The sequence below is a fragment of the Streptomyces sp. NPDC022552 genome (assembly GCF_055561875.1).
The window spans coordinates 198,208-215,041 of record NZ_JBVHGJ010000015.1; the positions used below are offsets into that span (position 1 = coordinate 198,208).

The 16,834-nt window shown below is 73.3% G+C and carries 5 protein-coding genes; 1 reads left to right on the top strand and 4 read right to left on the bottom strand.

The window, feature by feature from the left end:
• Window positions 1-15: 15 nt before the first annotated feature.
• The 4 genes from ACZ3OF_RS30670 to ACZ3OF_RS30685 all read right to left on the bottom strand — a co-directional run bounded on the left by ACZ3OF_RS30670 (window position 16) and on the right by ACZ3OF_RS30685 (window position 4,814).
• Window positions 16-1,611: a GMC family oxidoreductase gene (locus ACZ3OF_RS30670; protein WP_467308005.1), complete on the bottom strand. Its 1,596-nt coding sequence runs from the start codon at window positions 1,609-1,611 to the stop codon at window positions 16-18.
• 65 nt (window positions 1,612-1,676) lie between these two features.
• Window positions 1,677-3,128, bottom strand: a complete 1,452-nt coding sequence (locus ACZ3OF_RS30675) for a flavin monoamine oxidase family protein (protein WP_467308007.1) — start codon at window positions 3,126-3,128, stop codon at window positions 1,677-1,679.
• A gap of 47 nt (window positions 3,129-3,175) precedes the next feature.
• Entirely contained in the window at window positions 3,176-4,351 is a 1,176-nt protein-coding gene (locus tag ACZ3OF_RS30680; RefSeq protein WP_467308010.1) for an acyl-CoA dehydrogenase family protein, read from the bottom strand.
• Between the two features lie 58 nt (window positions 4,352-4,409).
• Window positions 4,410-4,814, bottom strand: a complete 405-nt coding sequence (locus tag ACZ3OF_RS30685) for a YybH family protein (RefSeq protein WP_361675836.1) — start codon at window positions 4,812-4,814, stop codon at window positions 4,410-4,412.
• A 357-nt stretch (window positions 4,815-5,171) separates the two neighbouring features.
• Here ACZ3OF_RS30685 and ACZ3OF_RS30690 point away from each other — a divergent pair.
• Window positions 5,172-16,834 (top strand): type I polyketide synthase (locus ACZ3OF_RS30690; protein ID WP_467308012.1); only part of this gene is annotated, 11,663 nt, incomplete at its 3' end.

Below are 16,834 nucleotides of genomic sequence, written 5' to 3' on the forward strand. Positions count from 1 at the left end.
TGGGATGCGCACGGGTCAGTGCGACGGCTGGAGACGGGCCTCACGCAGCACGAGATCCGCCGCCCGCTCGCCGATCATCACGGCCGGTGCGTGGGTGTGGCCTCGGGTGATACGCGGGACGACGGAGGCGTCCGCCACCCGCAGGCCCTCGACTCCGTGCACCTTCAGCCGGCTGTCGACCACGGCGCCCTCGTCGGGGCGGTGACCCATCCGGCACGTGCCGACGGGGTGGAAGAGCGTCTGCGCCCGTTCCCGTACGGTGCGGGCCAGCGCGTCGTCGCCGAGTCCGCCCCGCCAGGGCGCCAGGGCTCCGTCCACCAGAGGTCGCAGCGCCTCCGTCTCGAAGAGACGCTCGGCGAAGCGGACTCCGGCCACGAAGGTCTTCAGGTCGGACGGTTCCGTCAGATAGCCGGGGTCGATCAGGGGCGGGGCCGACGGGTCGGCGGTGGCCAGGGTGATGGTGCCGCGGCTGTCCGGTTGCAGGAGGACGACGGCGACGGTGAGCCCGTCCGTACCTTCCGGGCTGTCGTCGGTGAAGGCGACCGGGGCCCAGATGAGTTCCAGGTCGGGAGGCCCGGCCGCGCCGTCCGCCCGGAGGAACGCGACGGCCTCGGTCATGTTCGAGGTCAGCGGGCCGAGCCTGTCCTCTTCGTACAGTCGCCGGTTCGCGGGTGTGTCCGCGCGCGCCAGGCGGACCGGACCGGTCGCCTTCATGACCACGTCGAGGCCGACATGGTCGTGCAGGTTCCGTCCGACTCCGTCCAGAGCGACACGGGGCTCGACGCCGGCGCGGCGCAGGGCGTGGGGGTCACCGATGCCGGAGAGCATCAGCAGCTGAGGTGAGCCCACCGTGCCGGCGCTGAGGATCACCTCGCGGCGGGCCGTGAGGCGTCCGGCGGACAGTTCGACGCCGGTGGCCCGGCCGCCTTCCAGGAGCACCCGTCGAACGGTCTCCCCGGTGAACACGCTCAGGTTCTCGCGGTCCCGGACCGGGTGCAGATACCCGTCGGCCGCGCTCCAGCGGGTTCCCCGCAGCTGGTTGAGCGGCGTGAGCGTGGCACCGCTGTCGTCCGCGCCGTCCAGACCGCCGGTGATCGGCGGCAGGCCGGCCTCCGCGCAGGCCTCCAGGAAGCGGGCCGTCGACGGATCGGGGTCGCGGGGCGGGGAGATCCACAGCGGTCCCCCGGTCCCGAACGCCCCGCCCTGGTCCGGGTGTCCGTTCCAGCGTTCCGTCCGGCGGTAGTACGGTCGGACGGTCTCCCAGGACCACGACGGTCCGGCGGCCTCCTCCCACGCCTCGTAGTCGAGGCGGTGGCCCGGGATCCACATCTGGAAGTTGGTGGACGAGGACCCGCCGAGCACCTTCCCTCGCGGCCAGTACACACGGCGGCCCGCCAGACCGTCCTGCTCCTGCGTGCTGTAGCCCCAGTCGCTCGACGAACCCAGCAGGTTCACGGCGCCCAGGGGGACCCTGAAGTCCTCGCCCTTGTCCTCTCCGCCCGACTCGACGAGCGCGACCCTGGTGTCGGGTGACGCGGAGAGCCGGGCGGCGAGCACACAGCCCGCCGAACCGGCACCCACGATCACGTAGTCGAAATCCTCGTCCCTCATGGCTCACCTCCTGGTGTGCGATCGAGGTGGGCGACCGCGCCGGGGGCGGCGCGGTCGCCCACCCGTCAGGCCGCGTCCGCGGCCTGCTGCGCCGCCAGGAGTCCGGACTCGATGGCGCCGTCGATGAACCCGCCGTTCCATCCGGTCGCGATGTCACCGGTGGCGAACGCGATCCGGCCCTGCGGCCGCTGGATGTCCGGCAGCTGCGCGAGGAGCTGGCCGGGCTGCCGCATGCCCCAGGCTCCCTGCGAGAACGGGTCGCGGCCCCAGTCCTGGGAGACCAGGTCCACCACCTTCGCGTCGGGGATCAGATGCCGCAGCCCCGCCTCGACCTGCCGCTTGCTGTTCGGATCCAGCAGCGGATCGTGCGAGAACGCGATCGCCAGCTGGTCCCCGCCCGGCAGTTCCGTGTGGGGTATCACCGTGGAGAACGGATAGCCCTCGGACCCGGCCGCGTAGACCCGGCCGACGCTCCCGTCCAGACGGACCCACAGCTTCGTGGCGTACGGGACGCCCACGCGCTGCGTGGTGGCCCGCCGGTGCACCTTCGGCAGGCCGGGCCGGAAGTCGATGGTCCGCCAGGAGTTGACCGGTACGGCGACCACGACGGTGGCGGCGGAGAACCGCTCGCCGGCCCGGGTGGTGACGACCACGCGGCGGCCCTCGTCGGCGATCCGGGCCACCGGGGAGTCGAGCCGCAGTTCCGCGTGCGCGTCGCCCAGGATCGCCTCCAGGAGGCGGACCATACCGCCCTCGGGGCGGTACTTGACCAGACCGTCCCAGCCCTCCATGTTCCAGCCCGACAGCGCCCACCACTGGGCGAGCGCCGTCAGCGCCCCGTAGGAGCTGGATCCGCCGGACTGCGAAGCGGTCACACCGCTGAGCCACAGCTCGTCCTGGGCGGACAGGCGCATCTGCGCCAGCCGGTCCCGCAGCGAGAGCCGGTCGACCGTCTCCAGCAGGTCCTTGCGGTGGAGCGGCTCGTACGGCCGCTCGAAGTAGCGCTCGGAGCCCTCGAAGAGCTTGGTCATGAGCCCGCCGAGACGGGCGCCGGCCTCTTCGGCGTCGAACTCCCGCGGACCGCCGGGCGTCGGGTAGAACGAGCGCTCCGGCGGGCCGCCGCCGGCCACGGTCCTGATCCCGTAGCGCTTGAGCTCCGCCATCACGAGCGGGTGCAGATCGCTCACCCACGCGCCGCCGAGCTCGATCTGCTCGCCGGCGAACTGCGTGGTCCAGGTGCGGCCACCGATCCGGTCGCGTGCTTCCAGTACGACGGGGCGCAGCCCCCTGGCGGCAAGCTCCCGGGCAGCCGTGACGCCGGCGTATCCGGCGCCGACGACCACCGCGTCGACCGAGCGCGGCGTGGCGGCCGCCCGGCCGGTGGAGGCGGCGGCGACCGGCGTCGCGGTCGCGAGGGCACCGGCGGTCAGCGCGGTGGCGGCGGCTGCCTTCAGCAGCCCGCGGCGTTCGATCCGCCGCTCCGGATCAGGAGAGGTCGATGCCGTGCCAGGGTTCATGTCTTCCTCGGAAATCACGTCGGCTCGTGCAGGGCGGTGAAGGGGAATCAGAGCAGCGGGGTGTCGGGGTCGAGGCCGAGCAGAACGCGCCCCTGGACCTCGAGGTTGGTGCTGAGCAGCAGCAGCGCGTGGAGCGAGAACCCCTGCGTGTCGCGGAAGAAGCGCTGGATGGGGACGCTGCGCTGGATGGCCGAGGCGCCGCTGGCGTTGTAGAGGATCTCCACCGCCTCCTTGGCCAGCTGGATGACGTAGGCGCTCTGGCCGCGCACGAGGGCCTTCTCCTCCGTGGTCGGCTGCTCGCCGGCGTCGGCACGGCCCTGCAGCAGCGGCCACCAGCTCGCGGCGATGCCCTCCGCGGCGGCGATCTTGTTGGCGGCGGTGGCCAGCTGGATCTGGGTCAGCGGGTGCTCCCGCTGGTCGGTCCAGGAGGTGTAGGTGATCGGCCGCCCGGGAACGCGCTCCAGGAACAGTTCGTACGCTCCGCGCGCCATGCCCAGGAAGGTCGCCGCGCACTCGGCGACCACGAAGCTGAACAGCCCGTACCCGCGGCCCGGCGTGAGCTGCGTACGGCCGGCGGTGCTGTTGAAGATGGCGTCGCCGAAGCCGATGACGCGATGCGCCGGCACCGCGACGTCCTTGGCCGTGGTCGTGGAGCTGCCCGTGGCCTCGGCGGACGAGGTGTGCCAGTCGTCGGCGATGGTGAACTCGGACATGGGCACGATGGCGACGACCTCGTCGTGCGTGCCGTCCGGCAGCTCCAGGATCGCCGCGGCGATGTTCCAGTCGGCGCCCCGGCAACCGGAGTTGAAACGCCAGCTGCCGTTGAGCAGATAGCCGTCACCGCTGGGGGTGAGCGTTCCCGACGGCGTGAAACCACCGGAGATACGCACCGAGGGGTCGGCGAAGACCTCCTCCTGGGTGCGGTCGGGGTACAGCGTGGCGCACCAGGCGTTCGACGCCCACACCATCGCCAGCCACCCGGTCGAGGGGCAGCCCCGTGCGATCTCCGCGAGGATCCTCGCCTGGTCGGCCAGCGGCAGGTCGAGACCGCCGAACCGGCCGGGGGTCGCGATGCGGAATACGTCCGCCTTCTCCAGGAGTTCGATGTTCTCGTCCGGGATCCAGCGCTGCTGCTCGGCCTTCGGGCCGTTGTCACGGAGTGTCGGAACGATGTCCGCCACAGCCTGCACGACGGCGTCCGCAGCGGTCTGGCCAGTTGTCATGACGGGGTCCTTTGTGATCGACCGGGTGGAGCGGAGGGGCGGAAAGGGGCGGCGGCGCCTACTTGTTGCGGGGGTCGCCGTACGGCTCGTCGACGACGTAGCGCCACTTGCCCGCGGGGTCGCGGCGCATGACGTCCGTGCCGATGCCCTCGAGGTGGTCCACCCCGCCGGACTCGTTCGGGACGTCGAGGGTCCAGTCGGTGATGAGCAGGGCGGTGTCGTTCGTCACGTACGACTCGCGGATCTTCGCGCTCAGCACCGGCCTGATGGCGATGAATTCCGCGAGTGCGTCCTTGCGGGCCTGACCGCTGAGCGGATTTCCCGGCTCCCACACGGAGATGGCGTCCTCCGCATAGAGCGCGTTCGTCGCGTCGAAGTCGCCGGAATTGAAGGTGCGCACGAAGTTCTCGACGTGCTCGGCCACGCCGCCGGCGTGGACGGTCGTGTTCGCGGTGGCGGTCATACGGGAATACCTCCAGGTACTGGGTCCTGAACGGGTGTCGCCAGGCCGGACCGGCGGCGACCGCTGAGCAAGTTATCCGCAGCACCGGAACCGGCCGCGAACCGGCCGGTAATCGGCCGGTCGTCGGCCGGCCGAGACAGCTGGTTGACGGGCCGTTACCGGCCGCTGAAGAGCCAGTGCGGAATCTCCCTAACATGACTCCCCTGCACGTGGAATGCACGCGACTGGCGAATTCGAGAGCCGCGCGGACAACGGGGCCCGGTGGGGTCAGAAATGAAGGGGCAGCCGATCGTGATGGCAGGCGAGCGCGACTCCGTGGAAAACGCCGAGTGGGTTGAGGAAATCGCTGTTGTCGGAATGTCCTGCCGACTCCCCGAGGCGAACGGCACCGCCGCTTTCTGGGAGCTGCTGCGCAGCGGTTCCAGTGGTGTGACCGAGGTTCCGGAAGGCCGCTGGGAAGGTCTGCCTCAGGAGGAACGAGCCGGCCTGCGGGGTGGATTCATCGACGCGGTCGATGAATTCGACGCGACGTTCTTCGGTATCTCGCCGCGTGAGGCCGCCACCATGGATCCCCAGCAGCGACTGGTCATGGAACTGGTCTGGGAGGCCCTGGAGGACGCGGGCACACTGCCCGAGCGTCTCCGGGGCAGCCGTACCGCGATGTTCGTCGGCTCGCTCCGCGACGACTACGCCGCCCTGCTGTACCAGCACGGCGCGGCGGCCATCACCCAGCACACCATGACCGGCCTGAACCGGGGTGTGATCGCGAACCGGGTCTCGTACCACCTGGGTCTGCGGGGCCCGAGTCTGACAGTGGACGCCGCCCAGTCCTCTTCCCTGGTGGCCGTGCACCTGGCGTGCGAGAGCCTGCGGTCGGGCGAGTCGGAGACCGCGATCGCCGCGGGTGTGAACCTCAACATCCTCACCGAGAACGCGCTCACCGAGGAACGGTTCGGTGCCCTGTCGCCGGACGGGCGCAGCTACACCTTCGACGCCCGTGCCAACGGCTTCGTGCCCGGAGAGGGCGGCGCGGTACTGGTCCTCAAACCGCTGCGGAAGGCGCTGGCGGACGGCGACCGCGTGCACGGGATCATCCGCGGCAGCGCCGTCAACAACGACGGCGCCACCCCGGGCCTGACCGTACCGAGCGCCGATGCCCAGGAGCGGGTGCTGCGCACGGCGTGGGAGCGGGCGGGCGTGGCGGCCGGGGAGCTCCAGTATGTCGAACTGCACGGTACGGGCACGCCGGTGGGCGATCCGATCGAGGCCTCCGCGCTCGGAGCGGCTCTGGGGGCCGTGCTCGCCGCCGACGGACGTGGCGCCGTCGTCGCGCGGGGCACGAAGGGTGACTCCGGGGACTTCGCCGGACCGGCTGTGCGGGTCGGGTCGGTGAAGACCAACATCGGGCACCTCGAAGGTGCGGCGGGCATCGTCGGCCTGCTCAAGGTGCTGCTGAGCATGCGGCACCGTCAGCTGCCGCCCTCCCTCAACTTCGCGTCGCCGCACCCGCTCATCCCCCTGGAGCAGCTCAACCTCACCGTGCAGCAGGAGCTGACCGGCTGGCCGAGGCCCGACCGGCCTCTGGTCGCCGGTGTGAGCTCGTTCGGCATGGGCGGTACCAACTGCCATGTCGTCCTGGGCGAGTGGGCCGGCACCGGGCACGGCACACCGCCGGGCCGGGCGCAGGACGGGACCGGTGCCGTGACCCTCCCCTGGGTGCTGTCGGGGCGCTCCCCCGCCGCGCTGCGCGCCCAGGCACGGCAGCTGCGCGCCTTCGCCGCGGACGGCGACGCCCCCCGGCCGGCCGACATCGGCTGGTCCCTGGCCGCGACCCGTACCGCCTTCGAGCACCGTGCCGTCGTCCTGGGCACGTCCCACGACGAGCTGCTCGCGGGCCTGGAGGCACTGGCCGGCGAGGCACCCGCCGCGGGCCTCGTGCGCGGTGAGGCGCGGCCGGGGAAGCTGGGTCTGCTGTTCACCGGGCAGGGGTCGCAGCGCATCGGGATGGGGTTGGAGCTGTACCGGGCGTTCCCGGTGTTCCGGGATGCCTTCGACGAGGTCTGCCGTCACCTCGATCCGCTGCTGGAGCGGCCGTTGGGCGAGGTCATCGCATCCGGCGAGGGGCTGGAGCGGACCGGCCGCACGCAGCCGGCCCTGTTCGCGGTCGAGGTGGCGCTGTTCCGGCTGGTGGAGTCGTTCGGAGTGCGGGCCGATGTCCTGGCCGGGCATTCGATCGGCGAGGTCGCCGCCGCGCACGTCGCCGGTGTGCTGTCGCTGTCCGACGCCGCTCGCCTGGTCGCGGCCCGGGGGCGGCTCATGGAGGCGCTGCCGGGCGGTGGGGCGATGGTCGCCGTCGAGGCCTCCTCGGAGGAGGTCGAGCCGTTCGTGGAGGGCCGGCGGGAGCGGGTCGACGTGGCCGCGGTGAACGGTCCCCGCGCGGTGGTCGTCGCCGGTGCGGAGGACGCCGTCCTCGCGGTCGCCCGGGAGGCCGCGCAGGACGGCCGCAGGACGAAGCGGCTCGACGTCAGCCACGCCTTCCACTCGCCGCTCATGGAGCCCATGCAGGACGCGTTCCGCGAGGTGGTGCGGGAGCTGACCTTCCATGCCCCGCGCCTTGGGGTGGTCTCCACCGTCACCGGCCGTCCGGTCACGGACGAGTGGTCCTCGCCCGAGTACTGGGTGGACCAGGTGCGCCGGCCGGTCCGCTTCCTCGACGCGGTCCGGGCCATGGAGGCCGAGGGCGTCACCACCTTCCTCGAGCTCGGCCCCGACGGGGTCTGCTCGGCGATGGCCGCCGCCTGCGTGCTCGACCCGGGCGCGGTGAGCGCCGTGTCCCTGCTGCGGGCCGGCCGGGACGAGGAGCGCACGGCTACGGCCGCGCTGGCCGCGGCGTACGTCCGCGGTACGGCGGTGGACTGGACGACGGTGTACGACGCCGTCGGCGGCGCCGGGCGTACGGACCTGCCGACCTATCCGTTCCAGCGCGAGCGGCACTGGATCGACCACACCCTGCGCGGCGCACCGGCGCGGACGCGTCCCGCCCGGGCGGACGGCCTCGGCGATGCCTCGCCGCGCACGGCCGGGGGTCCCGGTGCCGCGGGCGGGCAGAGCCTGGACACCGCGGCCCTGGTGGCGGCGCACGTGGGTGCGGTGCTGGAGTACGGACCGGACCGCCGGGTCGACTTCCGGAGCACGTTCAAGGACCTCGGCTTCGACTCCCTCATGGCCGTGGAACTGCGGGACGCCCTCGGCGCGGCGACCGGGCTCTCCCTGCCCAGCGGCCTGCTCTTCGACCATCCGACGCCCGGCGCGCTCGCGGGCCACCTCCGCTCACGGCTGGAGGAGTCGGAGCCGACGGCGGCGGACGAGGACGTGCCCCGCACCGCGTCGGACGAGCCGATCGCGATCATCGGGATGGCCGCCCGCTACCCGGGCGGGGTGTCCTCTCCCGAGGACCTGTGGCGGCTCGTGAGCGAGGGCCGTGACGCGATCTCCGGCTTCCCCACGGACCGGGGCTGGGCCGCGGACCTGTACGACGGCGATCCTGAGCGCTCGGGCGGGAGCGCGGTGCGCGAGGGCGGATTCCTGCACGACGCCGCGGAGTTCGACGCGGACTTCTTCGGGATCTCGCCGCGCGAGGCACTGTCCATGGACCCGCAGCAGCGGCTGCTGCTGGAGACCGCGTGGGAGGCGGTGGAGCGGGCCGGCATCGACCCGCGGGCGCTGGGCGGCAGCCGAACGGGCGTGTTCGTCGGCGCGACGGCCGGCGACTACGGGCCGCGCATGGCCGACGCGCCGCAGAGCGTCGAGGGGTACGTCCTGACCGGCACCACGCCCAGCGTCATGTCCGGACGGATCGCCTACCAGCTCGCTCTGACCGGCCCGGCGGTCACCGTCGACACCGCCTGCTCCTCCTCCCTCGTCGCTCTCCACATGGCGGTCGGTTCACTGCGGTCGGGCGAGTCGACTCTGGCGCTGGCCGGCGGGGCGAGCGTGATGTCGGCCCCGGGGATGTTCGTGGAGTTCTCGCGGCAGCGCGGCCTCGCGTCCGACGGCCGCAGCAAGGCGTTCTCCGCCGAAGCGGACGGCACCTCGTGGGCCGAGGGCGTCGGCCTCGTGCTGGTCGAGCGGCTCTCGGACGCGGTGCGCAACGGCCACCAGGTGCTGGCGGTGATCCGGGGCACGGCCGTCAACCAGGACGGCGCCTCCAACGGGCTCACCGCCCCCAACGGCCCCTCCCAGCAGCGTGTCATCCGGCAGGCGCTGGCCGACGCCGGACTGTCGGCGACCGAGGTCGACGCGGTGGAGGCACACGGCACCGGCACGCGTCTGGGAGACCCGATCGAGGCCGAGGCGATCCTCGCCACGTACGGACAGAACCGGCAGGAGCCGCTGTACCTGGGCTCGTTGAAGTCCAACATCGGACACACCCAGGCCGCCGCCGGCATCGGCGGTGTGATGAAGATGGTGCAGGCCATGCTCCACGGGGTGCTGCCGAGGACCCTGCACGCCGAGGTCCCCACCCCGCACGTCGACTGGAGCTCGGGGGCGGTGCGTCTGCTCGACCAGGAGCAGCCGTGGCCCGAGACGGGCAGGCCCCGGCGCGCCGCGGTGTCGTCCTTCGGCATCAGCGGCACCAACGCCCACGTGGTCATCGAGCAGGGCAGGCCGAGCGCACCGCTCGCGTCCGAGCTGCCCGCGGCCCCGGCGGAGACCGTGCGGGAGACGGCCGCCACGGCGGCGCCGGACACCGCGGCGCCGTCCGCCGTGACGGACACGTCCGCCGTGACGGAGGCGGCGGACGGGGCGCCTGAGCCGTTGCCGGTGCCGTGGGTGGTGTCCGCCCCGGACGAGGACTCCCTGAAGGCTCAGGCGGCCCGACTGCACGCGTACGCCGCGGGGGCGGTGGAGGTACAGCCGGCGGACATCGGCCGGTCGCTCACCCACCGGACCCGCTTCCCGCGGCGTGCCGTCGTGGTCGGCCGCGGCACGGACGACTTCCTGGCCGGACTTGCCTCCCTCGCCTCGGACGAGCCGGCGCGGAACGTAATGACGGGCGACGCGTCGACGGCGGGCCGGTCGGCGTTCGTCTTCACCGGGCAGGGCGCCCAGCGTCTGGGCATGGGCCGGGAGCTGTACGGCACGTATCCGGTGTTCGCGGACGCGCTGGACCGGGTGTTCGCGGCGCTGGACGCGCACCTCGAACAGCCGCTGCGCGAGGTCGTGTTCGCCGAGGAGGGCACGGACGAGGCCGACCTGCTGCACGAGACCCGCTACACCCAGCCGGCGCTGTTCGCCCTGGAGGTGGCGTTGTTCCGGCTCCTCGAACACCACGGCCTCGTCCCCGACCTGCTGGCCGGACACTCGGTCGGCGAGCTGGCCGCCGCGCACGTCGCCGGTGTGCTGTCGCTGCCGGACGCGGCCGCGCTCGTCGCAGCCCGGGGCCGCCTGATGCAGGCGGCGCGCAGCGGTGGCGCGATGATCGCGATCGAAGGCGCGGAGGAGGAGGTCGAGCGGTCGCTGGCACCGTACGAGGGCCGTGTCACCCTCGCCGCCGTCAACGGTCCCCGCGCGGTGGTCGTCTCCGGTGACGAGGACGCCGCCGAGGAGGTGGCGTCGCTGTGGCGGGAGCAGGGTCACAAGACCCGGCGGCTGCAGGTCAGCCACGCCTTCCACTCGCCGCACATGGACGACGCGGTGGCCGAGTTCCGCGAGGTCGCCGAGAACCTGACCTTCGGTCCGCCCGCGATCGCGCTGGTGTCGTCCGTCACCGGCGAGCTCGCCTCCGCCCTGGAGATGACGTCCCCGGACTACTGGGCGCAGCAGATCCGGCAGACGGTGCGCTTCGCCGACGCGGTGCGCTGCCTGCGGGAGCAGGGGGCGACCGTGTTCGTCGAGGTGGGACCCGACGCGGTGCTCACCCCTCTGGTGGCCGGCGCCTCGGACGAGGCGGCCACCGCGGTTCCGCTGCTGCGTGCCGGACGCGCCGAGCCCGACGCGTTCCTCACCGGCCTCGCGGGCGCCCATGCCGCGGGCGCGGAGGTGGACTGGGCCTCGTTCTTCCGGGGCGCCGGCCACCTGGTGGACCTGCCGACGTACGCGTTCAGGCGACGGCGTTTCTGGCTGGCCGCGGAGCCGCGCACCGATGCGCGCAGCCTGGGGCTCTCCCCGCTCGGGCATCCGCTGCTGACGTCCGTCGTCGAGGTCGCCGAGCGCGACGAGACGGTGTTCACGGGCCTGCTGTCGCCGACGGCCCACCCGTGGCTGGCCGACCACGCGATCGTCGGCACCGTGCTGTTCCCGGCCACCGGTTTCGTGGAGCTGGCCGTCGCCGCGGGCGACCACGTCGGTGCGGGAGGTGTCGGCGAACTCACCGTGGAAAGCCCGCTCGTCCTTGCGGAGGACCAGGCCCGGCGCATCCAGGTCGTGCTCGGCTCCCCGGACGCGGCCGGTGCGGTCGCGTTCTCCGTCCACTCCCGGCCGGACGCCGGTGGCGACGGCGCCGGGTGGACCCGGCACGCCTCCGGCACACTCCTCTCGTCACCGGCAGGGGCCGGAACCGGGGCGGAGGACGGCACGCCCACCCCGTGGCCGCCGTCGAGCGCGGTCCCGTTGCCGATCGAGGACGTGTACGAGCGGCTGAACGACCTCGGTTACGGATACGGGTCGGCGTTCCGGGCGGTGACGGCGATGTGGCGGGACGGCGACGACGTGCTCGCAGAGGTCCGGCTCGACGCGGACCTGCACGAGGCCGCCGCCGGGTTCGTACTGCACCCCGCCCTCCTCGACGCCGTGCTGCATCCGCTCGTCCTCGACGCCGCCTCCGGCGACGACCGGGACGAGCGGTCCACGGACGACATCCTGCTGCCGTTCTCCTTCCACTCGGCCACTGTGCACGCCACGGGCGCCACGGCGCTGCGTGCCCGTGTCCGACCGCTCGGCTCGGGCACGTACGACCTGAGGATCAGCGACCCTTCGGGGGCGCCGGTGGCGAGCGTGGCGGAGCTGGTGCTGCGTCCGGCTCCCAAGGAGCGGCTGCGCCGGACCGGCGACGCAGGCCACCATGGGCTGTTCCACCTGACCTGGCCGGAGGTGGCAGCTCCCGAGGCGCCCGGTGTGCGGCTCGCCGAGGCGAGCGTGGAGGCGCCGGTCCCGGCCGGCGACCACGACGTCGCCGTCGTGACGATCGGCGGCGGGGGCCGTGACGGGGGCGCGGGCCCGGAGGCCGCCCATGGGGTGGCGCGCCAGGCACTGGCGCTCGTCCAGGAGTGGCTGTCCGACGAGACGCGGCCGGCCGATTCCCGGCTGGCGGTCGTCACCCGGGGCGCCGTGGCGGTGCTCGGCGGCGACGTGACGGATCTGGCCGCCGCACCGGTGTGGGGCCTGGTCCGGTCCGTGCAGAGCGAACACCCGGACCGCGTCGTGCTGGTCGACTCCGACGACCCGGCCACGGTGCCCGCCCTGCTGCCCGCCGCGCTCGCCACGGGCGAGCCCCAGCTCGCGATACGGCAGGGGAAGCTGCACGCGCCGCGGCTCGCCCGCACGAAGACCGCGCACCGAACGGCCGGGTTCGACCCCGAGGGCACCGTGCTGATCACCGGCGGCACCGGCGGCCTCGGCGGCCTGTTCGCCCGGCACCTCGCCACCGAGCACGGCGTGCGCCACCTGCTGCTCGTCAGCCGGCGCGGCGCGGCCGCGGAGGGCACGCGGGAGCTCGTGGCGGAGCTCGCCGGGTTCGGCGTGGACATCACCGTGGCGGCGGCCGACGCCGCCGACCGCGACGCCCTGGCGGCCGTACTGGACGGCGTGCCCGACGAGCATCCGCTGACCGCCGTCGTGCACACGGCGGGTGTCCTCGACGACGCGACCGTCGAGTCTCTGGACGCCGCCCGCCTCGATGCCGTACTGCGTCCCAAGGCGGACGGCGCCTGGAACCTGCACGAGCTGACCCGCGACGCCGGCCTCGCCGCGTTCGTCCTGTTCTCCTCCGTCTCCGGCATCACGGGATCGGCGGGACAGTCCAACTACGCTGCCGCCAACACCTATCTCGACGCGCTCGCCGCCCACCGCGCGGCCGCCGGCCTGCCCGCCACCTCGCTGGCCTGGGGTCTGTGGGACGGCACGCACGGCATGGGCGCCCTGCTCGACGACGCCGCACGCGCCCGCTGGGCCCGCACCGGCTCCGTACCGCTGACGCCGCGGCAGGGCCTCGCGCTGTTCGACGCGGCCCTGGCCGCCGACGGGGAGCCGCTGCTCGTGCCGACGGCACTGGATCTCGGCAGCTACCGCACCAGGACCGACGAACCGCCCGCGCTGCTGCGCGGACTCGTGCCGCCGAGGACGCGGCGCGCCGCGTCCGGCGAGCCCCGGACGACGAACGGGTCGTCCTGGGCGCAGTCGGTCTCCTCGCTCGGTGAAGAGGCCCGGCAGGCGGCCGCCGTGGATCTGGTCCGCGACGTCCTGGCCACGGTCCTCGGCCACACCGACGCGGCCACGATCGCCCCCGGGCGGGCCTTCAAGGAGCTGGGCCTGGACTCGCTGGGCGGCGTGGAGCTGCGCAACCGGCTCACCGCCCGGAGCGGGGTCAGGCTGCCCGCCACGGCCGTCTTCGACCACCCCTCCGCCACGGCGCTCGCCGCGTTCCTGTGCCGGCAGGTCTCGGGCACGCCCGCGGCCACGGCCTCGGTGCCGGTCGCCCGTACGACCACCGACGACGAGCCGATCGCGATCGTGGGCATGGCGTGCCGCTTCCCCGGCGGGGTGTCCTCCCCCGAGGAGCTGTGGCGCCTGGTCGCCGAGGGCGTCGACGCGATCAGCGAGTTCCCGGACAACCGCGGCTGGGACCTGGAGAACCTGTACGACCCCGACCCCGAGCAGCCGGGCACCTCGTACACCCGGCACGGCGGATTCCTGCACGACGCGGACCAGTTCGACGCCGCGTTCTTCGGCATGTCGCCTCGTGAGGCGACCGCCACGGACCCGCAGCAGCGGCTGCTCCTGGAGACCGCCTGGCAGACGCTGGAGAGCGCGGGCATCGATCCGGCCACTCTCAGGGGCAGCCGCACGGGCGTGTTCACCGGCGCCATGTACGACGACTACGCCTCGCGACTGGCGAAGGCCCCTCAGGAGTTCGAGGGCTTCCTGCTGGCCGGCAACCTCTCCAGTGTCGTCTCGGGCAGGCTCGCCTACACCTACGGTCTGGAGGGCCCGGCCGTCACGGTCGACACCGCCTGCTCGTCGTCGCTGGTCTCGCTGCATCTCGCGGCGGGCTCGCTGCGGCAGGGAGAATGCGACCTCGCGCTGGCCGGAGGCGTGACCGTGATGTCGGGGCCCGGCACCTTCGTGGAGTTCTCCCGCCAGCGCGGCCTGGCGGCCGACGGGCGCGCCCGCTCGTTCGCGGCATCCGCCGCGGGCACCGCGTGGTCGGAGGGTGCCGGCCTGCTGCTCCTGGAGCGGCTGTCCGACGCCCGCCGGAACGGCCACCGCGTGCTGGCCGTGGTGCGCGGCTCCGCCGTCAACCAGGACGGCGCCAGCAACGGTCTGACGGCTCCCAACGGGCCGTCGCAGGAGCGCGTCATCCAGCAGGCGCTCGCCGCCGCGCGTCTGTCGTCGGCCGATGTGGACGCCGTCGAGGCCCATGGGACGGGCACGCCGCTGGGCGACCCGATCGAGGCCCAGGCGCTGCTCGCCACGTACGGCCAGGGCCGTGCGGCGGACCGGCCGCTGTGGGTCGGCTCGTTGAAGTCCAACATCGGCCACGCGCAGGCGGCGGCCGGTGTGGGCGGTGTGATCAAGATGATCGAGGCGATGCGGCACGGTGTGCTGCCCAGGACGCTCCACGTCGACGAACCGACGCCGCACGTGGAGTGGGACGCCGGCGAGGTCGAGCTGCTCACCGAGCAGCGTCCGTGGCCCGAGACGGGCGGCCGGCCCCGCCGGGCGGGTGTGTCGTCCTTCGGCATAAGCGGCACCAACGCCCACGTGATCATCGAGCAGCCCGCCGCCGGACCTACGGCAGCAGATGCGGCCGTGGGCGACCCGACCGTGACCGAAGGGACCCTGGCGGGACTGGAGTCGGCCGGTGAGGAGTCGACCGGTAAGGCGTCGACCGGTCAGGAGCCCGAGCGCACCACGGTCGGCTCCGCGGTCGGCGGTGTGGTGCCGTGGGTGTTGTCGGCGCGGGACGAGCAGTCCCTGCGGGTCCAGGCCGACCGGCTGCACACGTACCTCACCGAACATCCCGCCCTCGCCCCCGCCGACGTCGCCCTGTCGCTGGCCACGTCCCGGGGCCTGCTGGAGCAGCGGGCCGCGGTCGTCGGCTCCGAGAGGGCCGGACTGCTGGACGCGCTGCGAGTGCTGGCCGACGGCGGGACGTCGCCGGACGTCGTGCGGGGCTCCGGCTCCCCGGCGGGCAGGACCGCGTTCCTCCTGACCGGGCAGGGCAGCCAGCGCCTGGGGGCCGGCCGTGAGCTGTACGCAGCCTCGCCGTTCTTCGCCGAAGCCCTCGACGCCGTGTGCGCCCACCTCGATCCGCTGCTCGACAGGCCGCTGAAGGAGGTGCTGTTCGCCGCTCCGGACTCCGCCGACGCGGACCTGATCCACCGGACCGTCTACACGCAGGCGTCGTTGTTCGCACTGGAGGTCGCGTTGTTCCGGCTGTTGGAGCACCACGGCATCACCCCCGACTACCTGCTCGGCCACTCGATCGGCGAGGTCACGGCGGCGCATCTGGCCGGCGTCCTCTCGCTGGCCGAGGCGTGCGTCCTGGTCGCCACCCGCGGACGGCTGATGCAGTCCGCGCGCCCCGGCGGTGCGATGGCCGCGATCCGGGCGGGCGAGCAGGAGGTACGCGAGTCGCTCGACGGCTGCGGCGACACGGTCGTGGTCGCCGCGGTCAACGGGCCCGAGTCCACGGTCGTGTCGGGTGACGAGGATGCCGTCGACCGGATCACCGCGGTCTGGCGCGAGCGGGGGCGCAAGACGCGGCGGCTGCCGGTAAGCCACGCGTTCCACTCGCCGCGCATGGACGAGGTCCTGGACGAGTTCCGTCGTACCGTCGCCGGTCTCACCTTCCACGCGCCGCGCATCCCGGTCGTCTCCAACGTGACCGGTGTGCTCGCCACCGAGGAGCAGCTCCGCTCGCCGGACTACTGGGCCCGCCACATCCGTGAGGCGGTCCGTTTCCAGGACGGTGTGGCGTTCCTGGAGGCGGCGGGCGTGACCGACTTCTTCGAGCTCGGCCCCGACGGCGTGCTCACCGCGCTGGCCCAGGAGTGCCTGTCCGATGAGCCGGGCGCCGTCGCACCACTACTGCGCTCGGCCCGCCCGGAGTCCGAGACCGTGACCTCGGCGATGACCCTGTTGCATCTGAGGGGCAACTCGCTGGACTGGGGCTCGTTCTTCGGGGGTTCGGGGGCCCGTCGGGTGGATCTCCCCCCGTACGCGTTCCAGCGCAGCCGCTTCTGGCTGGACGCCGCACCGACCACTGCCGGCGACGCCTCCGGACTCGGCCTGATGGCCACCGACCACCCCCTCCTCGGCGCCGCCGTCGGCGTCGCCGGACGCGACGAGACCGTCTTCACCGGACGCCTCTCCCTCCGCACCCACCCCTGGCTCTCCGACCACCGACTCCACGACACCGCACTGCTCCCCGGCACCGCATTCGTCGAACTCGCGCTCCGCGCCGGAGACCAGGTCGGCTGCCACCGCATCGACGAACTCACCCTCGCCGCACCCCTCGTCATCCCCGACCACGGCGACACACCCATCCAGATCGTGGTGGAGGCCGCCGACGAGGACGGCTCGCGCCGCTTCTCGCTGCACGCCCGTCCCGCCGGTGCCGACGACGAGACCAACTGGGTTCTGCACGCCACCGGTTCACTGGCAGCGGCCGCCGAGGACGCCGTACCGGTGGTCGACGGGGATCTGTCGCAGTGGCCCCCCGTCGACGCCGAGGAGACAGACCTCGAGGACGTCTACGAACGACTCCTCGACCACGGCTACGGATACGGCCCCGCCTT

Excerpts from the sequence above, each read along its gene's own strand:
- ACZ3OF_RS30670 (WP_467308005.1), bottom strand. The coding sequence starts at position 1,611 with ATGAGGGACGAGGATTTCGACTACGTGATCGTGGGTGCCGGTTCGGCG.
- ACZ3OF_RS30675 (WP_467308007.1), bottom strand. The coding sequence starts at position 3,128 with ATGAACCCTGGCACGGCATCGACCTCTCCTGATCCGGAGCGGCGGATC.
- ACZ3OF_RS30680 (WP_467308010.1), bottom strand. The coding sequence starts at position 4,351 with ATGACAACTGGCCAGACCGCTGCGGACGCCGTCGTGCAGGCTGTGGCG.
- ACZ3OF_RS30685 (WP_361675836.1), bottom strand. The coding sequence starts at position 4,814 with ATGACCGCCACCGCGAACACGACCGTCCACGCCGGCGGCGTGGCCGAG.